Raw genomic sequence first — 25,353 nt, 5'->3', positions numbered from 1 at the left:
TGCGCTAGTGACCCGTCGCTTTGTCGCGACGAGAGGGAGGCCGCAGTGGGGCCCGGGCTGACAGTGCCGCCGATCTACTCTCCGATCCCGCCGGCGATCCATCCATGCCACACGGAGGCCGACGTCCAGACGGCGGCCTGGGCGGAGACCTTTCGCATCGGCTCCGAGGAGCTGCGTGCCCGTCTGGTGGCCCAGGAGATAGGCACGTTCGCGGCGCGCATCCTCCCCGAGGGGCGCGAGGAGGTGGTCTCCCTCCTCGCGGACTTCATCCTCTGGCTGTTCGGTGTGGACGACGGCCACTGCGAGGAGGGCGAGCTGGGCCGCCGGCCGGGCGACCTTGCCGGGGAGCTCCACCGTCTGCTGCGCGTCGCGCACAACCCGGAAGCGCCGCTCATGCTGGACGACCCGCTGGCGGCCGGGCTGCGCGACCTGCGCCTCCGGGTCGACCGGTACGGCACGGTGGGGCAGGCCGCCCGCTGGGTGGACACCCTGCGGGAGTACTTCTTCGCCGTGGTGTGGGAGGCCGGCTACCGCCGCTCGGGGACGGTGCCCCGGCTGAACGACTACACCCTGATGCGCCTGTACGACGGCGCCACCACGGTGGTGCTGCCGCTGCTGGAGATGGGGCACGGCTACGAGCTCCAGCCCCACGAGCGGGACCGCACGGAGGTGCGCGCGGTCACCGAGATGGCCTCCTTCATCATCACCTGGGACAACGACATCTTCTCGTACCACAAGGAGAAGAAGGAGAAGAAGGCCACCGGCTACTACCTCAACGCCCTGCGGGTGATGGAGGAGCACAGCGGCCTCACCCCCGAGCAGGCGCTGGCCGAGGCCATCTCCCAGCGCGACCGCGTGATGTGCCTGTACGCGGACCTGACCGCGCACCTGACCCGGCACGGCAGCCCGCAGCTGGGGCAGTACCTGCGGAGCATCGGCCACTTCATCCGGGGAGCCGAGGACTGGGGCATCAGCTCTGTCAGGTACACGACTCCCGACGACCCGGCGGACATCCCCTCCTTCTTCCGCGACACCCCCGTGGACGACAGCAGGAAGCCGCTCGACATCCCCGTCGTCCGGTGGTGGTGGGACCTCCTGCCCGAACCTGTGCACGCAGGCGCGGGCGCAGCCTCCCGCTGCCGGGTGCCGCGGCCGACCGCCCACAGCTAGAGCAAAGGATTCTTCGGTGTCAGTGGCGTCAATCGGGTTGGAATCGGTGCCTCGCGCCCCAGGGGCCGTACCGCTGCTGGGGCACGCCTGGAAGCTCTGGCGCGATCCGCTGGGCTTCCTCAAGTCCCTCCGGGGTGACGGCGACATCGTCCGGGTCGACCTCGGCACCATGCCCGTCTACATCGTGACCTCCGCGGAGCTGGTCCACGAAGTGACGGTCCGCCAGGCCAGGCACTTCGAGAAGGGCCGGCTCTTCGACCGGCTGCGCCCCCTCGCCGGCAACGGGCTCGCCACCGCGGGCGGCGAGGAGCACCGCAGGCACCGCAGGCTCATCCAGCCGATGTTCCATCCGCAGCGCATCCACACCTATGCCGCCGTCATGAGCGACAACGCGCGCGCCCTGGCCGACTCCTGGGCCCCCGGCCAGGAGATCGAGATGGAGCAGGCGATGGCCGGGTACGCGGTGGAGACCCTCGCCAAGACCCTGTTCTCCACGGACATCGGCCTGCCCGCCGTCGAGGCGGTACGCGAAAACCTTCCGGTCGTCCTGAAGAACATGCTCATACGGGCGGCGTCCCCGAAGTTCCTCGACAGGCTGCCCATCAAGGCCAACCGCGACTTCGACGCGGCCGCCGCGCGTCTGCGCGAGGTGATCGACGAGGTGGTCGCCACCACCCGCAGGTCCGGCCCCACCGACCACAACGACCTGCTGTCGGTGCTCCTCGCCGCCCGCGACGCGGAGACCGGCGAGTCCCTCACCGACACGGAGGTGCGGGACGAGCTGAGCACGATCCTCTTCGCGGGTGCCGAGACCACGGCGTCCACGCTCGCCTGGACCTTCCACGAACTGGCCCGCCGCCCCGAGGTCGAGGAGGGACTGGTGGCGGAGATCGAGGAGGTCGTCGGGGACCGGCCCGTGTCCGTCGAGGACGTTCCGCGCCTCGCGGCCGTGCGCCGCGTGCTCGACGAGGTGATCCGGCTGCACGGCGTCACCCTGCTGATGCGGCGGGCGACCGTCGCCGTCGAACTGGGCGGGCACCGGTTCCCCGAAGGCACCGAGGTGGCGTTCAGCCTGTACGCGATGCACCGCGACCCCGGACTGTACCCGGACCCCGACCGCTTCGACCCGGACCGGTGGCTGCCGGAGCGCCGGACGGAGATCGGCCGCCAGGCGTACATCCCGTTCGGGGCCGGGAACCGCAAGTGCATCGGCGACGCGTTCGTCTGGACGGAGGCGACCATCGCCCTCGCGACGATCCTCGCGAAGTGGCGGCTGCGACCCGTGCCCGGGCACACCCCCAGGGAGGTCGCGTCCGCCGTGGCCCATCCGGACCGCGTCCCGATGATCGTGGAGCCGCGCCGCCCCTGACCCCCGCTCGGACGAGCGGCGCCGACGGCCCGGCCGCGCCCTTCGGGGTGCGGTCGGGCCGTCGGCGTGCAGGGCGGTCCGAAGCGGCTCGTTCTCTCCTTGCGCCGGCGCGGAAACCGCCGGAAATATACCCCCCGGGGTACCGTGATAGGGTGCCTATATACCCCCGGGGGTAACATCCGCACCCCCGGGTGCGACCGGAAGGAGTGCCCACGTGTTCTTCGTCGACACCATCGAGACGCAAGGACTCGGCAACCGGAGCCACCTCGCCGGAGGAGACCGCAGCGCCGTCGCCGTCGACCCTCCCCGCGACATCGACCGCGTCCTCGCCGCGGCCGCGCGGCGGGGCGTGCGCATCGCCCTCGTCGTGGAGACCCACGTCCACAACGACTACGTCACCGGCGGCCTCGAACTGGCCCGCGTCACCGGCGCCGCCTACCTCGTCCCCGCCGACGCCCGCGTCTCCTTCCCGCACACCCCCGTACGGGACGCCGACCGGCATCCGGTCGACACCGGCCTGGAACTGCGGGCCCTGGCCACCCCCGGCCACACCCCGCACCACACCGCGTACGTCCTGGAGGACGCCGGCACCCCGGTCGCCGCCTTCACCGGCGGCTCGCTGCTGATCGGCACCGTCGGCCGCCCCGACCTCGTCGAGCCCCGCCTCACCGAGCGGCTCGCCCGCGACCAGTACGCCTCCGCGCACCGGCTCGCCCGCGAACTCCCCGACGCCACCGCCGTCCTGCCCACCCACGGCTTCGGCAGCTTCTGCTCCTCCACCAGCGCCGACGGCGCCGGCGCCACCACCATCGGCACCGAGAAGACCACCAACGACGCCTTCGCCAAGGACGCCGACACCTTCGTCGCCGACCTCCTCGCCGCCCTCGACGACATCCCCGCCTACTACGCCCACATGGGTCCCCTGAACGCCGCGGGCCCGGCCCCCGTCGACCTCACCCCGCCCGCGCGGGCGGACGCCGACGAGATCGCCGCCCGGCTCGCCGCCGGCGAGTGGGTCGTCGACCTGCGCAGCCGCGTCGCCTTCGCCGAGGGCCACCTGGCCGGCGCCTACAACATCGAGGCCGACGGCGCACTCGCCACCTACCTGGCCTGGCTGATCCCCTGGGGCCGGCCGGTCACCCTCCTCGCCGACTCCGCCGCCCGACTCGCCGACGCCCAGCGCGAACTGGCGCGCGTCGGCGTCGACCGCCCCGCGGCGGCCTCCGTCGGCACCCCGGCCGACTGGCTGCGCCCCGGCGAGACGCCCCGCTCCTTCCGCCGCGCCGGCTTCCCGAGCTCGCCGCGGCACTGGCCGCGGACCCCGCCCCCGTCGTCCTCGACGTGCGCCGCGCCGCCGAGCGGGCCGCCGGGCACATAGCAGGCTCCGTCCACATCCCGCTGCACCTGCTGCGCCGCCGCACCCGCGAACTGCCCGACGGCACGGTGTGGGTGCACTGCGCGGGCGGGATGCGCGCCGCCATCGCCGCCTCCCTGCTGGACGCGGAGGGCCGCGACGTCGTCGCCGTGGACGACGCCTTCGACGCGGCCGCCTTCGCCGGCTTGCGGGCCGCGGCCGCGGCGGCCCCGGGCCGGGTCAGCGCCGAGCAGGCCCACCGCCGGCTCGGGGCCGCCGACGGCGCCGTGCTCCTCGACGTACGCGAGCCGGCGGAGTGGCAGGCGGGGCACGCGCCCGGAGCCGTCCACGCCCCGCTGTCCGGCCTCGTCGCCGGCGCCCCCTGCCCGAACCGGCCCGCGGCCGCCCCTCGTGGTCGTCTGCCGGTCCGGGCAGCGCTCGCAGCAGGCCGCCCGGCTCCTCGCCGACCGCGGCGCGCACACCGTGGACGTCGAGGGCGGCATGCGCGCATGGGCGCGGGCCGGGTTTCCGGTCGTCGACCCGCACGGCGCCCCCGGCTCGATCGCGTGAGCGCACTGGTCCTCGCCCTGGCCGCGGGAGCGGTCGTGGGACTCGCCCTCGGCGCGCTCGGCGGGGGCGGGGGCGTGCTCGCCGTGCCCGCCCTGGTCTACCTGCTCGGCTTCAGCCCGGCCGACGCCGCCACCGCGAGCCTGCTGATCGTGGCCGTCACCTCCGCCACCGCCCTCTACGGGCACGCCCGCGACGGACGGGTCCGCTGGGCGGCCGGCGCGCTGTTCGCGGTGGCCGGAGTGGGGCCGGCAGCCCTGGCCGGGGCCCTCGCCGACGGCGTGCCGAGGCGGGCCCTGACCGCCGCGTTCGCCGCCGTGGCCGTCCTGGCGGCCGTGCGGATGCTGCGCGGGCGGCCCCCGGCCGCGGACGGGGACGCCGGCGCGCCCGTACGGCCGGTACGGGCCGCGGCCGCCGGGGCGGCGCTCGGCGGGGTCACCGGCTTCCTCGGCGTCGGCGGGGGCTTCCTCGCCGTCCCGGCGCTCGTGGGCGTCGTCGGGCTGCGTATGCGCGCGGCCGTGGGAACCAGCCTCCTCGTGATCACCGTCAACGCGCTGGCCGCCCTGACCGCCCGCTCGGGAGCGGCCGGCGCCCTGGACTGGGCGGTGGTGGCGCCGTTCACGGGCGCGGCCGTCCTCGGTGCCTGGGACGGCAGGCGCCTGGCCGCCCGCGTCCCGCCCGAGACCCTGAGCCGGGTGTTCGGCTGGCTCCTGCTGGCCGTGGCGGCGTTCATGGCGGCGGACGCGGCCCTGCGGTGAGGACGCACGGCCGGGCCCGCGGGACGGCGCTTCCCGGACGGGGCGGCACGAGGGCGCCGGCGGCGCCGACGAGAGGGGACGGCACGTACGGTCCGGGCAGGCGGCTGAGGGGCCGTCCCGGCGCCGTCGCCGGGGACGGCGATTCAGGGTGGTGGCTCGGGGTGGTGGCTCAGCGCGGTGGCCCCGGTGCAGCCCGGTGCAGCCCGGTGCGGCCAGGTGCGGCCCGGCGCAGCGGCTCAGGCTGGCGGCCCGGGGCGGTGGCCCCGGCACGGCGGCTCCGGCGGCGGCCCGGGGCGGCAGCTCTGGTGGCGGCCCCGGTGTGGCTGGGGGCGGCAGCAGCCCTGGCGGCTCCTCAGCGCGGCGACTCGGCGCGGTGGTCCGGAGTGGTGCATGGGCGCGCATACCCGGTGCGGCGCGAGGGCGGGTGGAGGCCCGGCGGTGCGGTCGGAGCCCTGGCCGCGGGGCCGCGCCGGGCCCACGACGGGCGGCGCGGGGGCCAGGCGCCCGGGAACGCGCCGGGCAGGCACGCCCGCGCCCGCGTGCCTCAGGCCAGTGAGAGGAAGAGCTTCTCCAGGCGGGCGCGCATCTCCTCGCGGTCCGCGCCCGCCGCCTCGCCGTCCCCGAAGCCGGTCAGGCACTGCTGGAGGCCCGTCGCGATGATCGCGAAGCCGGCGCGGTCGAGCGCCCGGGACGCCGCGGCCAACTGGGTCACGACCGCCTCGCAGTCGCGGCCCTCCTCGATCATCCGGATCACCCCGGAGATCTGGCCCTGCGCCCGCCGCAGGCGGTTCAGCACCGACTTCAGTTCGGCTCCCGCGAGATCCAGTTCCACGCCGCCCCCTCCTCACCGCATACCCGGAGGGGTACTTTACCCCGGTCCGCGGCACCGCCGCGCGGACCGGACCGCGTCCCGGCCCTCCACCGGGCCCGTGCAGCGGGCGCACCCTGATCCGTGGCCGCCCGAGCAGCGCGCCCCCCGACCCGTAGCCGCCCGAGCCGCGGGGTCCCCCTTCCCGCAGCGCCCCCGTGCAGCGCGCACCCCGCCTCGTAGCGGCCCTGCCCGGGGCGTACCCGCCGCCTCGCGCCGACCGGGGCGGGGGAGCCGCCGGAACCTCCGCTGAATCTTCCCGATGTGTCCGGAATCCGGTCGAACGCGGCGGGCGAACCGGTCGGGTCCCGGCATGACCGCCCCCGGGCCGGGCCTTCCGGGGCAGAATCGGCTCCAGTGCACGGCCCGCCACAACAGGGCCGTCCAGGGCTGCCTGGACCGGCTCAGGGGAGACGCATGACCACCACCAGCACACAGATCGCGGGCCCCGCGGGGCTGCCGCTCGTCGGCTCCATGCTCGACCTGAAGCGGGACTCGCTCGGCACCTTCCTCGCCGCGTACCGCACCCACGGCGACGTCGTCCGCATCACCGCGGGCCCGCCCGGACTGCGGACCGAGCTGTACGGGGTGTTCTCCGCCGAGGGGGCCCAGCAGGTACTCGCCACCGAATCGGCCAACTTCCGCAAGGACAACGTCTTCTACCAGGAGGTGCGCGAGTCCTTCGGCAACGGCCTGCTGACCAGCCAGGACGAGGTGTACCTGCGGCAGCGCCGGCTCGTGCAGCCGCTGTTCACCCGCCGCCGGGTCGACGGCTACGCCGACGCCGTCACCGCCGAGACCGCCGCCGTCACCGCGGCCTGGCGCGACGCGCCCGGGGGCGTCGTCGACGTGTCCGCCGAGATGACGCGGCTCACCCTGCGTGCCGTCGCCCGCATCCTCTTCGGCACCGACGTCGAGTCGGCCGTCGGAGTCGTCGAACGCTGCTTCCCCGTCATCGGCGACTACGTCCTGCGGCGCGCGTTCTCCCCCGCCACCGCGCCCCGGCACTGGCCCACGCCCGCCAACCGCCGCGCGGCCGCCGCGATGGCCGAGCTGTACGCCGAGTGCGACCGCATCATCGGACGGCGCCGCTCGGGCGGCGGTGCCACCGACGGCCCGGACGGGCCGGACGACCTGCTCGGCCTGCTCGCCCTGGCCGGCAGCGGCGAGGACGGCAGTCTGGACGCCGGCGAGATCCGTGACCAGGTGCTGGTCTTCCTGCTCGCCGGGCACGAGACGACCGCCACCTCGCTGGCCTTCGCCCTGCACCTGCTGGCGCTCCACCCCGAGGAGCAGAAACGTGCCCGCGACGAGGCCGCGGGCGTGCTGGGCGGCCGTACTCCGGTCGCCGGCGACCTCGACGCGCTGCCGTACCTGACCCGTGTCCTCAAGGAGGCCATGCGGCTGTACCCGGCGGGCCCCGTCATTGGCCGCCGCGCCGTCGCCGCCACCCGCATCGACGGCCACACCATCCCCGCGGGCGCCGACGTGGTCGTCGCGCCCTGGGTGACGCACCGCCACACCCGCTACTGGGACGAGCCCGAGCGCTTCGACCCCGACCGGTTCACCCCCGACCGGGAGAAGGACCGGCCGCGCTACGCCTGGTTCCCGTTCGGCGGCGGGCCGCGGGCCTGCATCGGCCAGCACTTCTCGATGCTGGAGTCCGTCCTGTCCCTGGCCATGGTCCTCCAGGCGTACGAACTGGAGGCCGTCGACGTCGCCGTGCCGGTCACCGCGGGCATCACCCTGCGCGCGCAGGGCCCCGTACGCTGCCGCCTGCGGCCCCTGCCGGCGCACCGCCAGGCAGACACCGCCTGACCGCACGCCCCGCCCCCGCCCGCGTGACCGGGCGCCCGCGCGGCCGGGTGGACCCGCGGGGCCGGGGGCGGCGCGGGCAGTGGAGGCGCGGGCGGTGGCGTGCCGTCAGGTTGCATGCCGTCAGATTGCGTCCGCCGGGGACCGTCGGCGTGCCGTCAGGCGGCGTCCGCCAGCCACAGGTCCGGGCCGAACACCTCGTACCGCACCGCGCGGGCCGGCACCCCGGCGGCCAGCAGCTGCGCGCGTACCGTACGCATGAACGGCAGCGGGCCGCACAGGTACACGTCCGCGTCCGACGGCACGTCGAGCCCGTCCAGGTCCGCGAGGTCCATGCGGCCGGTACGCGCCTGAGGCACCGCCTCCGCGCCCTCCTCGTACCACAGGGCGGCGCGGGCGTCGGTCAGTTCGGCGACCAGCCGGGCCATGTCGGCGCGCAGGGCGTGCTCGGCGGGGGAGCGGTCGGCGTGCAGCACGGTCACGGGACGGCCGGACCCGGTGGCCGCGAGGTGCTCCAGCATGGCCACCATCGGCGTGCAGCCGATACCGGCCGAGACCAGCACCAGCGGCCGTTCGGCCGTGTCGAGCACGACGTCCCCGAACGGCGCGGACAGCGTCAGCACGTCCCCCGCGGCGACGCTGCCGTGCAGCAGGTCCGACACCTCGCCGTCCGGCGCGCCGCCCGCGCCCTCGACCCGCTTCACGGTGATCCGCCGGACGTCCCCGCCCGGGGCCGACGACAGGGTGTACTGCCGCAGCTGGTGCACTCCGTCGGGCATCCGCACCCGCACGCTCACGTACTGCCCCGCGCGGGCGGCGGGCGCGGGCGCGCCGTCGGCCGGGCGCAGCAGGAACGACACCGTGTCGGCGGTCTCCTCGCGCCGCTCGACGACCGTCCACTCCCGCCACGGGTGGCCGGGCCGCACCTGCGCCTCCAGGTAGAGCCGCGCCTCCTGCGCGATGAGGGCGCCGGCCATCAGCCAGTACACCTCGTCCCACGCGGCGGCGACCTCCGGCGTCACGGCCTCGCCCAGGACCTCGGCTATCGCGCCGAACAGGTACTTGTGCACGATCGTGTACTGGTCGTCGGTGACGCCGACGGCGGCGTGCTTGTGGGCGATGCGGGACAGCAGCCGGTCCGGACGGGCCTCCGGGTCGGCGAGCAGCGCCCCGGCGAACGCGGCGACGGAGCCGGCGAGGGCCTTGCGCTGCTGCCCGCTCGCCTGGTTGCCCCGGTTGAACATGCCGTCCAGCAGCTCGGGGTGGCCCTCGAACAGGGAGGCGTAGAAGCGGGTGGTGATCTCGTCCAGCGCGCCGCCCACGGCGGGCAGGGTGGCGCGGACGAGAGCGGCCGATTCGGCGGACAGCATGGGACTCCTCGGAAAGCCAGGGCGGCGGGTTAGTTCACCGCGGAAACGCAGGCCCCCACTGTCTAGCAGCCGCGTGAGCCAGGGCAGCACCCTTTCCGCCGAACGAAGGCCGAAGGTCCCGCACTCCGGGGACGAGCGTCCCCGCCCGTCCCGCCCGGGCGGGGTCTCCAGGCCCGCGGCCCAGAGGCCGCCGGCCCCGCAGGCCGCCCGCCCCGCCCCGCGGGTCCGCCCCTGCCTCCTCGGCTGGCTCCGGGTCCCGCTGCCGCGGCGCCCGGGCCGGCCGCGCAGCGAGCGCCGGCGTATGCGACGAGTGGGGCCCCGGGGATTCGGCCGGGGCCTGCGGGGGAACGCGGGACGGGCGGAACAGCCGCACCCCGAGCACGAGGAGGTACCGATCACCATGACCGCTGACCGTGAGCCCGCGAACCCGGTCACCCGCCACCCGCGACCTGACTACCCGGAGCAGCACCAGCGCCCTCCCGGCTGGACGGAGCCGATGGAGCCGCGGCCCGACCACGGCGAGGAGTCGTACCAGGGGCACGGGCAGCTGGACGGCCGGGCCGCGGTCGTGACGGGCGGCGACTCCGGTATCGGCAGGGCCGTGTGCCTGGCGTACGCCAGGGAGGGAGCCGACGTGCTCTTCACCCACCTGCCCGAGGAGCAGGGCGAGGCCGCCGAGACGGCCCGCCTGGTGGAGGACGCCGGACGCCGGGCCGTCGCCGTGCCCTGCGACATCCGCGAGGAGGAGGCGTGCCGGGACCTCGTGGACCGGGCGGTGGACGCGTTCGGCCGGATCGATGTCCTCGTCAACAACGCCGCCTTCCAGATGGCGCAGCCGGACGGCATCGAAGCCATCACGACGGAGCAGTTCGACCGGGTCGTCAGGACGAACCTGTACGGCCTGTTCTGGCTCAGCAAGTTCGCGCTGCCGCACATCCCCAAGGGCGGCTGCATCATCAACACCACGTCCGTGCAGGCGTACAAGCCGAGCCCGCCGCTGCTGGACTACGCCACCACCAAGGGCGGCATCGTGACGTTCACGCAGGGCCTCGCGCAGATGCTGGCGCCGCGCGGCATCCGCGTCAACGCGGTGGCGCCCGGCCCCGTCTGGACGCCGCTGATCCCCGCGACGATGCCCGAGACCGCCGAGTTCGGGAAGCAGGCACCGCTGGGACGCGCCGCCCAGCCCGCCGAGATGGCGCCCGCGTACGTGTTCCTCGCCTCGTCCGGCGCCGGCTACATCACCGGCGAGATCGTCAACGCCACCGGAGGCACCCCGCTGCCGTAGCGGACCGGTGTCCCGCCGCGGACCGGCACCCCGCTGCCGTAGCGGGCGGCCGCCCCGCCGCGGACCGGTGTCCCGTCGTGTCCCGCCGCGGACCGGCGGCGCTCCCGGGCTCAGCGGGCGGCGTCGCCGTCCGCCGGGCCCCGCAGCGTCGCGCGGCCCGCCTCCAGCCGGGCCACCGGGACGCGGAACGGCGAGCACGACACGTAGTCCAGGTCGGCGGCGTGGAAGAAGTGCACCGACTCCGGGTCGCCGCCGTGCTCGCCGCACACGCCGACCTCCAGGTCCGGGCGCGCCTCCCGGCCCTCCGCCACGGCCAGTTCGACCAGGCGGCCCACGCCCTCCCGGTCGAGCGACTCGAACGGCGACGCCTCGAAGACGCCGCGCTCCAGGTACGCGGGGAAGAACGCGGCCTCCACGTCGTCCCGCGAGAAGCCCCATGTGGTCTGCGTCAGGTCGTTCGTACCGAACGAGAAGAAGTCCGCGTCCCGCGCGATGCGGCCCGCCGTCAGCGCCGCCCGCGGCAGCTCGATCATCGTGCCCACCGGGCACTCCACGCGCACCCCGGTCTCCTCGGAGACCTGCGCCAGCACCCGCTCGACCTCGTCCCGCACCAGGTGGAGCTCCGCCACATCGCCCACCAGCGGCACCATGATCTGGGCGCGGGGCGCACCGCCGGCGCGCAGCCGCCCGACGACCGCCTCGGCGACCGCCCGCACCTGCATCGCCACCAGGCCCGGTACGACCAGTCCGAGCCGCACCCCGCGCAGGCCCAGCATCGGGTTCTGCTCCCGCATCCGGGTGACCGCCGCCAGCAGCGCCACGTCCCGGGGGTCGGGTTCACGCCCCGACGCCTCCGCCCGCGCCACCCGCACCGCCAGCTCCGTGCGGTCCGGCAGGAACTCGTGCAGCGGCGGGTCCAGCAGCCGGATCGTCACCGGCAGCCCGTCCATCGCCTCCAGGATGCCGGTGAAGTCGCCCCGCTGGAGCGGCAGCAGCGCCGCCAGGGCCGCCTCCCGCTCCGCGTCGTCCGCCGCCAGGATCATCGCCTCCACATGGCGGCTCCGCTCACCGAGGAACATGTGCTCGGTGCGGCACAGCCCGATGCCCACCGCGCCGAACCGCCGCGCCCGCGCCGCGTCCTCCGGGGTGTCGGCGTTCGCCCGCACCTCCAGGCGCCGCAGCGAGTCCGCCCGCTCCAGCAGCCGGTGCACGTCCCGCACGACCTGCTCGGCGCCCGGACCCGGGCGCCCGCCCTCCTCGAAGTACCGCATCACCACGGAGTCCACCAGCGGCACCGCGCCCAGGTACACCCGGCCCTCCGAGCCGTCGACGGACACCACCTGGCCCTCCTCGACGGTGACGTCCCCGACGGTGCAGCGCCTCCCCGGCACGTCCACCGACAGGGCCTCGGCGCCGCACACGCACACCTTCCCCATGCCGCGGGCCACCACCGCCGCGTGGCTCGTCTTGCCGCCCCGACTGGTCAGCACCGCCTGCGCCGCCACCATGCCGGGCAGGTCGTCGGGCGTGGTCTCCGGCCGCACCAGGACCACGCGTTCGCCGGCCGCCGCCCGCCGCACCGCCTCCGCGGAGGTGAACACCGCCGCCCCCACGGCCGCCCCCGGCGAGGCCGCCACCCCGCGGGCCACCGGCTCGCCGGCGCCCGACGTGTCGAACCGCGGGAACATCAGCCGCGCCAGGCCTTCCCCGCTCACCCGCGCCAGCGCCTCGTCCAGGCTGATGCGCCCCTCGTCGACGAGCTGCCCCGCGATCCCGAACGCCGCCTGCGCGGTGCGCTTGCCGACGCGGGTCTGGAGCATCCACAGCCGGCCCTGCTCGATGGTGAACTCGATGTCGCACAGGTCGCGGTAGTGCTCCTCCAGCCGACGCATGTGCCCGCACAGCTCCTCGTACGAGGCGGGGTCGAGGCGCCGCAGCTCCTCCAGGGGCACCGCGTCGCGCGTGCCCGACACCACGTCCTCGCCCTGCGCGTTCGCGAGGTAGTCGCCGTACACGCCGGGGCGGCCCGTCGCCGGGTCCCGGGTGAAGGCCACACCGCTGCCGGAGTCGGCGCCGCGGTTGCCGAACACCATGGTCTGGATGTTCACCGCGGTCCCCAGGTCGTCGGGGATGTGCTCCCGGCGGCGGTAGACACGGGCCCGCTCGGCGTTCCACGAGCCGAACACCGCGAGCACCGCCCGGCGCAGCTGCTCGTGCGGGTCCTGCGGGAAGTCCTCCCCGGTCCGCTCCCTGACGATGTCCTTGAACGTCTCCACCGTCCTGATCAGGTCGCAGGCGTCGAGGTGCGCCTCGTCCGCCACGTGGTGCTGGTGCTCGATCCGCGTCAGCACCTCCTCGAACAGGGCACCGTCCACCCCCATCACCGTCGTGCCGAACATCTGTACGAGCCGGCGGTAGGAGTCCCAGGCGAACCGCTCCCGCTCCGGCGTCTTCGCCAGCCCGAGCACCGACAGGTCGTTCAGCCCGATGTCGAGGATCGTCTCCATCATGCCCGGCATCGAATACCGCGCCCCCGACCGCACCGACAGCAGCAGCGGGTCGTCAACCTGCCCGAGCCGCCGCCCCGCGGCCTGCTCCAGGCGCTCCAGGTGCGCCGCGATCTCCCCGTCCAGCTCCGGGGGCGGCGCGCCGGTCGCCAGGTACACCCGGCACGCCTCCGTGGTCACCGTGAAGCCGGGCGGCACCGGCAGGCCCATCCGCATCATCTCGGCGAGGTTCGCGCCCTTGCCTCCCAGCAGGTCGGCCCGGTCCCGGCCGCCTTCGGAGAAGTCGTACACATAGCGGACCATGGCAGTGCGTCCTCGCTTCCTCGTACGGGAGGATCGGCGGCGGTGCCTTCACGACCAGCGTGCCACCGCCCGGCCCCCGCGGCGTGTCCTGCCGCCCGAACCAGCCTCGCCCGCCGCCGCCCGCCCGCGGCAGGCCCGCAGGGCCCCGCCGCCGCGACCGACCGGCCCTGCCGCCGCCTTCCGCGGCCCGCCCCGTGCCGGGGCGGCGTGCGGATACCCTGGCCGACGTAAGCCGACCGGGTGAGCACGGAAGTGAGGAGGCGGCCCGTGGGAGCCGAGGAGGCCCTGTCGCGGATGCCGCAGATGCGGCTCGACGAACTGCTGGAAGAGCTCCAGGCCCGCATCAACGCCGCCCGAGGCACCCGCGACCGGGTCCACAGCCTGCTGGAGGCCGTCGTCTCCGTCGGCCGGGAACTCGACCTCACGCAGGTCCTCAAGCGCATCGTCGAAGCCGCCGCGCTCCTCGTCGACGCCCGCTACGCCGCGCTCGGCGTCATCGGGCCCGACGGGCGCACCCTGTCGCGGTTCCTCACCGTCGGGCTGACCGACGAGGAGGCCGCCCGGATCGGCCCCCTGCCCTCCGGGCACGGTCTGCTCGGCGAGATCATCCGGCGGCCGGAGCCGCTGCGCACCTCCGACATCCACAGCCACCCCCACTCGTACGGCTTCCCCGCGAACCACCCGCCGATGAGGACCTTCCTCGGCGTGCCCATCCGGGTCCGCGACGAGGTCTTCGGAAATCTCTACCTCACCGACAAGCACGGCGGGCAGGAGTTCGACGCCGAGGACGAGGGCATCATCACCACCCTGTCCGTCGCCGCCGGCGTCGCCATCGACAACGCCCGGCTGTACGAGAGCTCCCAGCGGCAGCGCCGCTGGCTGGAGGCCAACGCCGAGATCACCCGCAGCCTCCTCTCCGGCAGCGCCCGCCTCGACGTCCTCGAACTCATTGCCCGCCGCGCCCGGGAGATCACCGGCGCCGCGCTCGCCGAGGTGTCCGTGCCCGTCCCCGGCACCGCCGGCCTGGCCGTCGAACTCGCCATGGGCAGCGAGGAGGACGCCCGCAGCGGCCTCGTCGTGCCCGTCGAGGGCACCCTGTCCGGTGCCGCCTACACCGCGGGCACCCCCGCAGTGACCCCCGACCTCCCCAAGGACGACCGGTACAACGCCGGCCCCCGCCGCTTCGACGGCCTCGGCCCCGCCGTGGCCGTGCCGCTCGGCACCGGCGCCGAGAACGTCCGGGGTGTGCTGCTGCTCGCCCGCGCCGACACCGAGCCGGTCTTCACGGACGGCGAGCTCGGCCCGCTCCTCGCTTTCGCGGGCCAGGCGGCCGTGGCACTCGAACTGGCCGAGCGGCGCCGCGACGCCGAGCAGCTGGCGCTGCTGGAGGACCGCGACCGCATCGCCAGGGACCTGCACGACCTCGCCATCCAGCGGCTCTTCGCCACCGGCATGACCCTGCAGAGCGCGGCCCGCCTGGTCGAGAACCCCGGCGCCGCAGAACGCGTCGCCCGGGCCGTGGGCGACCTGGACGAGACCATCAAGATCATCCGCTCGACCATCTTCGGCCTGCGCGCCCGCGACGAGGATGCCGGGCCGAGCCTGCGCGCCCGTGTCGCCCGCGCCGTCGGCGAGGCCGCCACGACCCTCGGCTTCCCGCCCCGGCTCAGCATGGAGGGCCTCCTCGACACGGACGTGCCCCCGCAGGTCGCCGACCACCTGGTGGCCGCGCTGACCGAACTGCTCAGCAACGCCGCACGGCACGCCCGCGCCACCCGCCTGGAGGCGACCCTCCAGGCCACCCCCGTCGAGGTGGTGCTCACCGTCGCGGACGACGGCCGGGGCATCCCCGAGGAGGGCCGCCGCAGCGGACTCGGCAACCTGACCGAACGGGCCCTGAGCGTCGGCGGCACCATGGAGATCACCCGCCCCGCGGAAGGCGGCAGCCGGATCACCTGGCGCGCCCCGCTCAACCGGGAGGCGTGAGCGCGCCGCACGCGGACCGAAGGGTGAGGGAGGCGCGGCCGTACGCGACCAGCGGGGAGCGGCAGGGCGCGATCCGTCGTACGGCCGTACGTGCCGGGGGAGACGGAGGGACGCGACCTGCCGGAGGAGTCCGGAAGCGGAGGGGCGCGCTCTGCCGGACGGCTCCGGAAGCGGAGGGACACGACCTGCCGGACGGCTCCGGAAGCGGAGGGGCGCGATCCGCCCCGTACGGCCGTACGGGGCCGCGGGGGGCGGAGGGGCGCGCCCTGCCGGACGGCTCCGGACGCGCGGAGGGACGCGATCCGCCGGAGGGCTCCGGACGCGGTCGGAAGGGCTCGGCCCGCCGCAGGCCAACCGCGCAGGTGACCCGCAGGGCCGGAAGGCACGGCCCCGCCGTCCGCGATGGCGGGAGACGAAGGGCCCGGCCGGGTCGTGAGCGACCGGGAGGGCGCGGGACGCCCGCCCGTCGTACGGGGCCCGGAGGGCGCGGGGCGCTCAGCCCGCCGGGGACGACCGCGGCGCGGCCCCGTCGCCGGCGCGCGCGTCCGCGACCGTCAGCCGGAAACCCGTCACCAGATCGGGCCGGATGCGCAGCGCATGGCTCATCGTGCCCTGCGACGCCACCCAGGGCCGCAGCAGCGCCTCGTACCGGCTGCGTTCCGCGGAGTCGGCGACCAGCCCCGCGTAGCCGGTGACGACCACGCTCCAGCCCAGGTGCGTGTCCGGGTCGATGACATCGGCCTCGTACGCGACGACGATGCCCGGCGACCCCGCCGGCGCCGCGATCGACGCCAGCGTCGCGCCGTCGTGGAGCCGGACGACGACATCCTCGCCGTCCACCAGATGGTTCACCGGGCGGATCGCCGGCAGCGCCTGCTGGGTGAAGACGATCCGGCCCAGCGACACCGACCCCAGCAGCCGCAGCGCCTCCTCGCGGCTCAGTTGCCTCATGCGGCGCGGCGCCGCGGCGTCACGGCGGTCCGCCGCCGGCTGCCGTACGGCCTCGTGGTTCATCTGCAACACCCTCTGATCGACCGGACATCCCAGCCTCCCCGGGCCGCCGCAGCCCGGACCAGGGCCGAACGGACCCTTCGCGGCCCGCATCCGGGCCGGAACCCGCCGAGAGGGCCATCCGGCCCTGGCCGGACGGCACCGACCGGGGCACGATCGAGGCGTGCCGTGCACCGCGGCACCTCGCGACCATGAAGTGAGAGTGGGATGACGGACAGCCACGGCGCCGCAGCACAGGGCAAGGAGCCCGTCAGGGTGTTCCTCCTCGACGACCACGAGGTGGTGCGCCGCGGCGTGCACGACCTGCTCGACGCCGAACCCGACCTGACCGTCGTCGGCGAGGCCGGCACCGCCGAGCAGGCCCTCGTGCGCGTGCCCGCGCTGCGCCCCCAGGTGGCCGTCCTGGACGTGCGGCTGCCCGACGGCGACGGGGTCAGCGTCTGCCGGGAACTGCGCTCCCGCATGCCGGAGCTCGCCTGCCTGATGCTCACCTCGTTCGACGACGAGGAGGCCCTGCTCGACGCGATCATGGCGGGGGCGTCCGGCTACGTCCTCAAGCAGATCAGCGGGACCGACCTCGTGCAGGCGGTACGCACGGTCGCGTCCGGCCAGTCCATGCTGGACCCCGGCGCCACCGCCCGCGTGATGGCCCGGCTGCGCGGCGGCCGCGAGGAGGCCCAGCCGGACGGTCTGGCCGGGCTCACCGACCGCGAACGGGAGATCCTCGCCCTGGTGGGGGAGGGACTGACCAACCGGGAGATCGGCAAGCGGCTCTACCTCGCGGAGAAGACCGTGAAGAACAACATCTCCCGGCTGCTGGCCAAGCTCGGCGTGGAGCGCCGGGTGCAGGCCGCCGTCATCGCCACCCAGGCCCTCGGCGGCCGGCCCCCGCAGGACCCGGGCGGCCGCAGGCACTGACGGACGGGCCGCGGCAAAGGGGCGGCGGCTGCGGGCCGCCGCCCCCTTTGCCGTGTGCCGCTGCCCGCCGCGCCGGGCATCCGCGCGTCGCGCCGGGGCCCCGCGCAGTCGGCGTGCGCCCGGCCGCGGCACGGGTCCGCACCGGCCGGCGGCCCGGCCCGTGCCGGTGCGGTGGTGCCCGGGAGGGCCTGCGCCCCGGGGCGTCCCGCCCCCGCGGTGCGTGCCCGGGACGGCGTGCGCCCCGGGACGCCGTGCGGCCCCGGGGCGCACCACCGGCGTCTCTCAGTCGTGGGGGACGACCGCGACCGGGCACCGTGCGTGGTGCAGCGCCGCATGCGCCACGGACCCGATGCGCGGTCCCAGCGGCGCGTGCCGCACCCGGCGGCCCACCACGAGGAGCCCCGCTCCCTCGGCCGCCGACAGCAGCACCTGGCCGCCGCCGCCGATCTCCACGTGCTCGGTGACCGGCACGTCCGGGTACCGCTCCCGCCACGGGGCCAGCGCCTCCGCCAGCGCCTTGCGCTCGTACGGCTCCAGTCCGCCCGCCTCGTCGGCCAACCGCAGCGACCCCGGGCTGTACGCGTACAGCGGCGGCAGGCTCCAGGCCCGTACGGCGCGGACACCGACGCCCCGGGCCGCGGCCTCCGCGAAGGCGAAGCCCAGCACCGCCGCGCTCTCCTCCCTGCCGCCCTGCTGGCCCACCACGACCTCGGCCGCGTCCAGCACCGAGGCCGGCCGCCGGTCCTGCGCCGCGGCGCGCACCGACACCACCGGCCGGTCCGCCGCCGCGATCACCTGCTGGCCGTAGGAACCGAGCAGGAAGCCGACGAGCGCGCCGTGCCCGCGCGTGCCGATCACCAGCATCTCCGCGGCCTTCGCCGCCGCCAGCAGCGCCGGGACGGGCGTGTCCTGCACCACCTCGGCCGTCACCGCCGCGCCGGGGTGCGCGGCCCGCACGGCTGCCACGGCCTCGTCCAGCACCGCCTGCGCCCGCTGCGCCTCCGCCTCGCGGTCCTGCGCCAGCGGCACGTCCAGGGGCTGCCACAGCCAGGCGTGCACGAGGTGCAGCGGCAGCCCGCGGTGCGCGGCCTCCCGGGCCGCCCAGTCGGCGGCGGCAAGGCTCTCCGGTGAGCCGTCCACGCCCACCGCGATCGCGCGGTTCGTCGGGGCCTCGTTCGCCATGGCGCTTCCTCCGTGAAGTTTCGTCGTACGGGTATGCATCCCGTGCCCCCTCTGCGGTGGGGGCGCTCCCAGCCTGCCCGCGCGCGGGCCGCGGGCGAAGGGCCGGTAGGCCCGGTTTCCCCGGCCACCTGCCGGTAAACCGCGGGCCGTTCCGCGCCCCCCGCCCGGCGCAGCGGGGAGCGCGGCGGCGCGCCCCGCTGCGCCGGCCGCCCGGGTCGTCCCGGCGGCGCCGCGGGTGGATCCTGTAGGGAGGGCGGGCGCCCCGCCGTCCGCCGCCGTCCCTACGCGTCGAGGAGGCACACCATGACCCGGACGCTGGAGTGGAAGATCAACATGGACCTGCTGGAGGACGAGGGCACCACCGAGGCGCGAGCCGTCCTCGACACGGGTTCGTCCAGGCTCACCGGCCACGGCACGGCGCGGTGCAACCCGGACGACACCGACGTCCCGCTGATCGGCGACGAACTCGCGGCGAGCCGCGCCATGAGCGACCTCGCGCGGCAGCTGATGCGCCTGGCCTACAAGGACATCGGCGAGCAGGGCGCGGGAATGGGCGGCGAACGCGAGGAGGAGACGCCGTACGGCTGGTCCACCCCCGGCCGCTGACACCGCGGGTCGGGCGGTGAGGCGCCGCTGACCCCTGGGCAGCGGCGCTCCCCACGCGGGCCGTACGGGCCGTACGGGCCGTAGAGGCTCGCGGCACGGGTTGCACGCGCTGCACGCGCTGCCGTGCCGCCGCGGCGAGGACGGGGCGGTGACGCCCGGCGGCCGGTCCCCTGGCGGCGGCGTCGCACGGGCGCGGACCCGGCACGTACGGGTCCCGGCACGTACGGGTCCCCGGGCGTCGGCGTCGTACGGGCGCCGCACCGGGTACGTGCGATTCCCCGGACGCCCGTACCGTACGGGCGCCGGAGCGGGCGCGTACCGCGGCTGTCTCCGGCACCGCGGCGCCGGCCGTCAGGCCGTCACCGGCTCCGTGTCGTCCCACTCGTACGCGAGACGGGTGTCCACCGCCACCACCCCGTCGACGCTCTCGCACAGCCGCACCACGATCGGCACCAGGCTCCGCCGCTCCAGCGTGCCGCTGAGCGTCACCGCGCCGTCGTGGACGTCGACGGTCACGGCCGACGGCGGCAGCCCGAGCGTGCGCGTCACCACGTCCTCCAGGATCTCCTCCTGGATCGCCCGGTCGCGCCGCAGGAACAGCTGCAGCAGGTCACTGCGGCTGAGCACGCCGATGAGCCGCCCCGCCGCGTCCACCACCGGCAGCCGCTTGATCCGGTGCCTCTCCATCACGCGCGCCGCCTCCACCGCGCTCCACTCCGGCCGGGCCACGATCGCCGGGCTCGACATCAGCCCCTCCGCCGTGCGCGCCCCGTCGTCGGCGCCGGTGTGGCGACGCAGCAGGTCCACCTCCGACACCACGCCGACCGGCCGCTCCTCGTCGTCCACGACGGGGACCGCCGTGATGCCGTACTCGTCCAGCAGCCGGGCGATCTCCTTGAACGCGGTACCGGGCTGTACGGCGACGGCCTCCGGGGTCATCAGATCGGCCACACTGCGGTGCCTCATCGCTGGGTGCCGTCCCTTCTCGCTGCTCGCTCGGCGGGTCCCCCACCGCTTTCGAGGATGCCTCCCCGCCGCCCGTGCGCACCGCAGCGGCGCGGCGCGGCCGGACGCGCGGGGACCGTTCGGCCCTGGCGGCGCGCCCCGGGCGGTGGTTTCCTTGAAGTGGCGGAAAGGGCTGACGAGAGGCGGGGAGAAGCGGCTGACGGCCGCGCACCGCGCCATCAGGATCCGCGAGAAGCGGGTGGCCCTTTCCGCCCTCACCGCCCTCACCGCGCTTTCCGCCCGCCTCGGTGCGGCACGCCCCGCGCCGGGGCGGGGCGTGCCGCGGTCAGACCGCGGTGGTGGCACGCGGGGCGTACAGGTCCAGCAGCCTGACCCGGGTGGCCTGCAGGCGGTGGGACAGCACCTGCCCCACCCACAGCGTCAGCGCGTAGCCGAACGCCGGCTCCGCCGCGCACAGGGCCCGCACCGCCACCGCGTCGAACTCCCAGGCCCGCACCAGGCTCATCGCCTCGGCGCCGAGCTCCCACTCGTACGGCGGGAACAGCCAGGACAGGCCCACCAGGTCGCCGTGGCCCAGCATCTGGACCTCGGCGGGCCGCCGTCCCGGCACCCGCGCGTCGAGCGTGACCGCCCCCGTCTTCACGACCCAGAAGCGGTCGGCGGGCTGCTGCTCGTCGAACAGCCGGTCGCCCGGCTCGAAGGCGACCTCACGGGCCAGTGTCATGAGCCGCTCCCGGTGCGGAGCGGGCACGCTGTTGATCCTCGGTGCTGCGGTTCTGCTCATGGGAACCTCCTGGTGGAACCCCGCGCACGTCGGCCCCGGCCTCGGTCGCCGGGACACGGCCCCGCAGGGGCCGCCCGGGACACCGGCGCCGGTCCGACCGGCCCTACCGGACGTACCCCCGACGGTGCGACGGTTCTTACGAGCGTACTGAGCACCTCGGCGAAGGGCGCAGCCATGAAGCGGTGAACCGCTCCCCGCACCGTCGGCGACGTCATGACGTCACCGGTCGTCGCCGTCGGTCCCGACGCGACGTACCAGGAGATCGTGACCGCCCTGCGGGCACGGCACGTCACGGCCCTGCCGGTCGTGGAGGGCGAGGGCCGCGTCGTCGGCGTGGTGTCGGAGGCCGACCTGCTGCCCAAGGAGGAGCTCCGCGACCCGACCCCTCCCCGGTGGACCAGCGGCTGCGGCTGACCGACCACGCGAAGGCGGGCGCGGTGACCGCCGCGGAGCTCATGTCGAGCCCCGCCGTCACCGTGACGGCCGGAGCCACCCTGCCGCACGCCGCCCGGCTGATGGCCGGGCGCGGCGTGAAGCGGCTCCCCGTGGTGGACGGCGACGGGGTGCTGTGCGGCATCGTCAGCCGCGCGGACCTGCTGAAGGGGTTCCTGCGGCCCGACGGGGACATCGCCGCGGAGGTGCGGCGCGACCGTCGTGGAGCGGCTCTTCGCCGTCTCGCACCGCGGCATCGGCGTCGACGTGAGCCGGGGCACGGTCACCCTCACCGGGCCGGTGCGCGACGCCGCCCTCATCCCGGCGGCCGAGCGCCGCACCCGCGCGGTGGCGGGCGTCGTGGACGTACGGTGCGAGCTGACCGCCCCGCCGGAGGCCCGCACCGCGCCCGCGCCCGGGCGCCGCACCGCTCCGTGACACCCGCGGCCCCGGCCGGGCGGCGCCGTGCACGCGGCGGGGGTGCGGCCGGGGGCGGGGGTGCGGCCGGGCACGGCCGAGGGCGCCCGTGCCGGCCCCCGCGCCCGGCCGGGGACGTCGTCCGCGCCGGGCATGCGGGCGGCGGGCGGCGCGGATACCGTGATGCCATGCCAGGACCTGAGCACCTGAAGGGGGACATCGGGCGCCGCGTGGCCGCCCGCCGCGAGCAGCTCGGGCTGTCGCGGGAGGAGGTCGCCCTGCGGGCCGGCTCCGCGCCCGGGTACATCCAGTACCTGGAGGAGCAGACCGCCACCCCGGGAATGGGGTTCCTGCTGCGCCTCGCGGACGCCCTGGAGACCACCGTCGTCGCCCTCACCGGCGGCACCGCGGACCTCACCCCGGGCACCGGCCACGCCGCGTACCACCCGGAGCTCGTCGAGCTCGGCGCCGAGGAGGCGTGGGAGCTGCTCGGCAGCCACGGTGTCGGCCGGGTCGCCGTCACCTCGCCCGAAGGCCCCGCCATCCTCCCCGTCAACTACCTCGTCAGCGGACGGGAGGTGGCGTTCCGTACGCAGCCCGGGTCGGCGCCGTCACGCGCGGCCCGCGCCGGCGCGGGCGACGTCGCGTTCGAGGTGGACCACATCGACGACCTGTTCAGCCAGGGCTGGAGCGTGCTGCTCGTCGGCCCCGCACGGGAGGTCACCGGCGCCGACGAGGTGCGCGTCCTGGAGGAGGCCGCCTACACCACCCCCTGGGCGGGCGGCGAACGCGACCTGTGGGTGGCGGTCGCGCCCCGCCGGGTGACGGGCCGCCGCATCCGTGTCCACCACACCCACGCGCCGCAGGGGGACGACACGCCGGCGCACCGGCACGGCGGCGCCGCACCCCACGGCGCCTGAGCCGCGCCTCCCCGCTCCCGCCCGCCGTACGCCGGTACAGGACGTCGAGGCCGGGGCCCGACACCCGGAAGCGTTCGGCCGCTCCCAGGGCGCGTGGAAGCCGGGCTGCGCGGAGGTGAGCTGCGGCGCCGGGCGGCACGGTCCCGCCTCGCCGTCGGGGAGGCCCGGCAGAACCCGTGGTCGGGTCCGCGGGGCTCGGACGGCAGCGACCCCAGCAACCCCGTGGCCGGGTGACATCGGGCGCCGGTCCTGGCTCCGGGAGCCGAGGGCCCCGCGGCTCCGCCCGCTCTACGGGAACCGGCGGCCAGGACCGTACGGCGCTGCCGCCGCGCACCGCCGGGCGGACGGTCGCCCGCCGGTGCGCAAGCCCCGCGGGCCGCGGGACTCAGTCCGCCTCGTCGACGCGCAGGACCTCCTCGACGGGACGCCGGGGAGTCGCCGGGACCTGCGGGCCGTACCCGAACCGGATGAGCATCTGGGCGTGCCCCATCGCCGACCGCGGGTCGCGCACCGCCCACCGCAGCTCCGGCCACTCCAGGGCATGCGAGTTCAGCGACGTCGCGAGGCCGTCCAGCGTGGCCTGGAGCAGCACCCGCTCCATGGCCTGACCGGCGTGCAGCCAGTCCTCGGGACGGTCCTGCCGGGTGCCCAGCACCGCCAGGCACGGCACCTGCTCGAACACCGCCGTGCCGCGCCCCGCGGGCCGCTCCGCCGCCGCGAAGTCCCGGACCGGCGCCCGCCCCCGTGGCTGCGGGGGCCCAGCGCGTAGCTGGGGATGCCTTCGGCCCGGCCCGGCGCGTCGGCGGACTCGGCACGCCACGTCCAGCGGGCCACCTCGGCCCGCTTCCTCGGGTCGGCGGCCTCCTCGGCCTCCGCGTCCCGCACCAGCCGCAGCACCGCCTCCGTCTGCCAGGCGTCGAGGAACACCAGCCGCGCGCCCTCCGCCAGCGCGGCGCCGCTCAGCTCGTCGCGCACGGCCTGCGGCACGGCCTCCTCGGTGAACGGGAACCGGTTCGTGCGGCGCTTCCTCAGAACCGGGTGCAGGTCGGCGAGCCGGTCGTCCGGCGCGACCGGCTTGCCGAACACCACGTCCGCGAGCAGCTCGGGGTCCGCCGGATCGGGCAGGAGGGTGACGCCCGCCTCCCATCCGGCGCGGGCCGCGGCCACCCGCAGGTTGAACAGCGCGGCGCCGCAGCCGACGTGCAGGGCGCGGTGGTCCGGGTCGGCGTGCGGCATGGCGCGTGCAGGGTCCATCCGCATCCGCAGCACTCCGCTGCCGCGCACGTACCGGAACAGCCACGGCTGCGCGTTGTGCATGGACGGGGCCGTCGTGGCGTCCGCGACCAGGGACGTCACCGTGTCGGTGTCGAGGGAGCGCACCTGCATGGCGGCCTTCTCCTCCGGGGCCGGGCGGCCCGCCTACTCGCCGTGGGGTACCACGGCGACCGGCAGGGCCGCGTGATGGATCACCGCGTGGGCCACATGGCCCAGACGCGGTCCGAACGGCAGCCGGGCCGCACGGCGGCCCACGACCAGCATGGCGGCGCCTTCCGCGGCCCGCACCAGCTCGGCCGCGGCCGGTCCGGCGACCGTGCGCGCCACGACCGGCACCGACGGGTGCTTCTGCCGCCAGGGCAGCAGCAGAGCGGCGAGGCTGCCGGAGACCTGGCGGGCCACCTGCGCGCCGATGTCCGGGTCGATCGCCGCCGCGTACCCGTACGGGGCGGGCAGCGACCAGCAGTGCACCGCGTGCAGGGCGCAGCCCCGCGCCGCTGCCTCCTCGCAGGCGAAGGCGAGCAGGTCCCCGCAGGGCTCGAAGACGTCCACGCCGACGACGACGCTCCCGGACGCGTCCGGGGCGCGCCCCGGCCCTCTGGTGCCGCCCGGCTCCGCCGTTCCGCCGGGCGCCGCGGCCTCGGCGTCGGTGCCCGGCTCCGCCGTGCCGCCGGGCGCCTCGGCGTCGGCGTCGGTGCCCGGCTCCGCCGTGCCGCCGGGTGCCTCGGCGTCGGCGTCGGTGCCCGGCTCCGCCGTGCCGCCGGGTGCCTCGGCGTCGGTGGCGGCCCGGGGCCGCCTGCGGAGCCCTGGCGTCGCCCCGCCGCCGTACCAGCACGACGGGGCAGTGCGCGGCCCCGGCCGCCGCGAGGCCCACCGAGCCCGCCAGGAAGCCCGCCAATGCGCCCAGCCCGCGCGAGCCCAGCACCAGCATCCCCGCCGGGCCGTCCGGTCCCGTCGCGCCGACCAGCGCCGCGGCCGCGCTGCGGCCGGTCGGCGCCGCCGTGGCGACGGTGAGCCCGGGGTGGGGCCGCTGGGCCCGCGCCACCGCCACGCGCAGCAGCCGCTGCGCGTGCTCGGTGGCGCCCGGAGCGGGGCGCTCGTCCAGGGCGTGGACGAGGTGGAGCGGCACGTTCCGGAGCGCCGCCTCGCCGGCGGCCCAGGCGGCCGCCGCCATGCTCTCCGGTGAGCCGTCCAGCCCCGCCATGACGGCGCGCGGGCCGTCGGGGGTCGCGCTCCTGGTGTCGGTCATGTCGGGCCTCCCTGCCTCAAAGCCTCGCCGCCCGCCGCGCGCCGCGGCAGGGCCCGACCGGTCCGTCGGCGGTCCGAACGTCCCTCCCGTGCCGGGGCCCGCCCGAGCCGCCGCCACGGCGCCCGCGACCGGCGAGGACCTGCGCCGCCCGGTGCGCACCGCGGCAGGCCTGCGGAAGGCCCGCGGCGGCGGGGCCCGCGGCCGGTGGCGGCGGCCCCGTGGCGGAGGTGCGCCGCCG

The 25,353-nt window shown here is 76.3% G+C and carries 18 protein-coding genes and 4 pseudogenes; 12 read left to right on the top strand and 10 right to left on the bottom strand.

The genetic code is table 11. The annotated features are described in order from the left end of the window. Positions 1–45: 45 nt before the first annotated feature. The 5 genes and pseudogenes from L6E17_RS00225 (at position 46) to L6E17_RS00200 (ending at position 5,218) form a co-directional block, all read left to right on the top strand. Complete coding sequence (locus L6E17_RS00225; protein ID WP_236238790.1) at positions 46–1,170, top strand: selina-4(15),7(11)-diene synthase; 1,125 nt, start codon at positions 46–48, stop codon at positions 1,168–1,170. 16 nt (positions 1,171–1,186) lie between these two features. Continuing rightward, on the top strand, positions 1,187–2,539 hold the full coding sequence (locus L6E17_RS00220; RefSeq protein WP_236238789.1) for a cytochrome P450: 1,353 nt from the start codon (positions 1,187–1,189) through the stop codon (positions 2,537–2,539). 214 nt (positions 2,540–2,753) lie between these two features. After that, a pseudogene (locus tag L6E17_RS30335) lies at positions 2,754–4,102 on the top strand (rhodanese-like domain-containing protein); the annotation flags it as partial. Positions 4,103–4,304: 202 nt separating this feature from the next. Beyond that, positions 4,305–4,463, top strand: a complete 159-nt coding sequence (locus L6E17_RS31280; RefSeq protein WP_374108990.1) for a rhodanese-like domain-containing protein — start codon at positions 4,305–4,307, stop codon at positions 4,461–4,463. Continuing rightward, positions 4,460–5,218, top strand: a complete 759-nt coding sequence (locus L6E17_RS00200) for a sulfite exporter TauE/SafE family protein (RefSeq protein WP_236238788.1) — start codon at positions 4,460–4,462, stop codon at positions 5,216–5,218. Before L6E17_RS31280 ends, L6E17_RS00200 begins: the two co-directional genes overlap by 4 nt. A gap of 544 nt (positions 5,219–5,762) precedes the next feature. On the opposite strand, the gene L6E17_RS00195 is transcribed toward L6E17_RS00200, so the two are convergent. Beyond that, positions 5,763–6,050, bottom strand: a complete 288-nt coding sequence (locus L6E17_RS00195; RefSeq protein WP_236238787.1) for a metal-sensitive transcriptional regulator — start codon at positions 6,048–6,050, stop codon at positions 5,763–5,765. 453 nt (positions 6,051–6,503) lie between these two features. Between L6E17_RS00195 and L6E17_RS00190 the strand changes: the two genes are divergently transcribed. Then, positions 6,504–7,904 carry a cytochrome P450 gene (locus tag L6E17_RS00190; RefSeq protein ID WP_236238786.1) on the top strand — a complete coding sequence of 467 codons (1,401 nt, stop codon included), beginning with the start codon at positions 6,504–6,506 and terminating at the stop codon, positions 7,902–7,904. 155 nt (positions 7,905–8,059) lie between these two features. Here the strand turns inward: L6E17_RS00190 and L6E17_RS00185 are convergent, their stop codons facing one another. Then, entirely contained in the window at positions 8,060–9,271 is a 1,212-nt protein-coding gene (locus tag L6E17_RS00185) for a globin domain-containing protein (RefSeq protein WP_236238785.1), read from the bottom strand. 400 nt (positions 9,272–9,671) lie between these two features. Here L6E17_RS00185 and L6E17_RS00180 point away from each other — a divergent pair, with 400 nt between their 5' ends. Next, complete coding sequence (locus tag L6E17_RS00180; protein WP_236238784.1) at positions 9,672–10,559, top strand: SDR family oxidoreductase; 888 nt, start codon at positions 9,672–9,674, stop codon at positions 10,557–10,559. A 110-nt stretch (positions 10,560–10,669) separates the two neighbouring features. Here L6E17_RS00180 and ppdK read toward each other — a convergent pair whose 3' ends face one another. Continuing rightward, entirely contained in the window at positions 10,670–13,369 is a 2,700-nt protein-coding gene (ppdK, locus tag L6E17_RS00175) for a pyruvate, phosphate dikinase (protein ID WP_236238783.1), read from the bottom strand. Between the two features lie 303 nt (positions 13,370–13,672). Here ppdK and L6E17_RS00170 point away from each other — a divergent pair, with 303 nt between their 5' ends. Next, positions 13,673–15,355: a GAF domain-containing protein gene (locus L6E17_RS00170; RefSeq protein ID WP_236239576.1), complete on the top strand. Its 1,683-nt coding sequence runs from the start codon at positions 13,673–13,675 to the stop codon at positions 15,353–15,355. Positions 15,356–15,850: 495 nt separating this feature from the next. Here the strand turns inward: L6E17_RS00170 and L6E17_RS00165 are convergent, their stop codons facing one another. Beyond that, positions 15,851–16,369: a pyridoxamine 5'-phosphate oxidase family protein gene (locus L6E17_RS00165; RefSeq protein ID WP_236238782.1), complete on the bottom strand. Its 519-nt coding sequence runs from the start codon at positions 16,367–16,369 to the stop codon at positions 15,851–15,853. A gap of 204 nt (positions 16,370–16,573) precedes the next feature. Between L6E17_RS00165 and L6E17_RS00160 the strand changes: the two genes are divergently transcribed. Continuing rightward, positions 16,574–17,284, top strand: coding sequence for a response regulator transcription factor (locus L6E17_RS00160; RefSeq protein WP_236238781.1), 711 nt, complete (start codon positions 16,574–16,576; stop codon positions 17,282–17,284). Between the two features lie 282 nt (positions 17,285–17,566). Here L6E17_RS00160 and L6E17_RS00155 read toward each other — a convergent pair whose 3' ends face one another. Next, entirely contained in the window at positions 17,567–18,466 is a 900-nt protein-coding gene (locus L6E17_RS00155) for a universal stress protein (protein WP_236238780.1), read from the bottom strand. A gap of 303 nt (positions 18,467–18,769) precedes the next feature. Here L6E17_RS00155 and L6E17_RS00150 point away from each other — a divergent pair, with 303 nt between their 5' ends. Further along, the gene (locus tag L6E17_RS00150) at positions 18,770–19,072 is read left to right on the top strand and encodes a DUF1876 domain-containing protein (RefSeq protein WP_236238779.1); all 303 of its coding nucleotides are present in this window, start codon (positions 18,770–18,772) and stop codon (positions 19,070–19,072) included. 351 nt (positions 19,073–19,423) lie between these two features. On the opposite strand, the gene L6E17_RS00145 is transcribed toward L6E17_RS00150, so the two are convergent. Together L6E17_RS00145 and L6E17_RS00140 are read right to left on the bottom strand one after the other, a co-directional pair. Then, positions 19,424–20,038: a CBS domain-containing protein gene (locus L6E17_RS00145; RefSeq protein WP_236238778.1), complete on the bottom strand. Its 615-nt coding sequence runs from the start codon at positions 20,036–20,038 to the stop codon at positions 19,424–19,426. A 325-nt stretch (positions 20,039–20,363) separates the two neighbouring features. Further along, entirely contained in the window at positions 20,364–20,822 is a 459-nt protein-coding gene (locus tag L6E17_RS00140) for a cyclic nucleotide-binding domain-containing protein (protein WP_236238777.1), read from the bottom strand. Between the two features lie 213 nt (positions 20,823–21,035). Here L6E17_RS00140 and L6E17_RS00135 point away from each other — a divergent pair. Together L6E17_RS00135 and L6E17_RS00130 are read left to right on the top strand one after the other, a co-directional pair. After that, positions 21,036–21,692: pseudogene (locus L6E17_RS00135) on the top strand (CBS domain-containing protein). A gap of 167 nt (positions 21,693–21,859) precedes the next feature. Then, a complete protein-coding gene (locus L6E17_RS00130; protein ID WP_236238776.1) occupies positions 21,860–22,591 on the top strand; it encodes a pyridoxamine 5'-phosphate oxidase family protein in 732 nt (243 codons plus the stop codon). Positions 22,592–22,976: 385 nt separating this feature from the next. Here L6E17_RS00130 and L6E17_RS00125 read toward each other — a convergent pair. From L6E17_RS00125 to L6E17_RS00115, 3 genes and pseudogenes are all read right to left on the bottom strand, one after another. Continuing rightward, positions 22,977–23,977 (bottom strand): annotated as a pseudogene (locus L6E17_RS00125) (nitroreductase). Between the two features lie 33 nt (positions 23,978–24,010). Continuing rightward, positions 24,011–24,418, bottom strand: coding sequence for a universal stress protein (locus tag L6E17_RS00120; RefSeq protein ID WP_236238775.1), 408 nt, complete (start codon positions 24,416–24,418; stop codon positions 24,011–24,013). A gap of 283 nt (positions 24,419–24,701) precedes the next feature. Next, positions 24,702–25,070, bottom strand: a pseudogene (locus L6E17_RS00115) (universal stress protein); the annotation flags it as partial. Positions 25,071–25,353 lie beyond the last annotated feature (283 nt).

It is taken from the genome of Streptomyces sp. CC228A (genome assembly GCF_021390935.1).
In the GTDB taxonomy this organism is placed as follows: Bacteria; Actinomycetota; Actinomycetes; order Streptomycetales; family Streptomycetaceae; genus Streptomyces.
The sequence above is the reverse complement of the archived record's forward strand: the minus strand, read 5'-3'. Positions and strand labels throughout refer to the sequence as shown.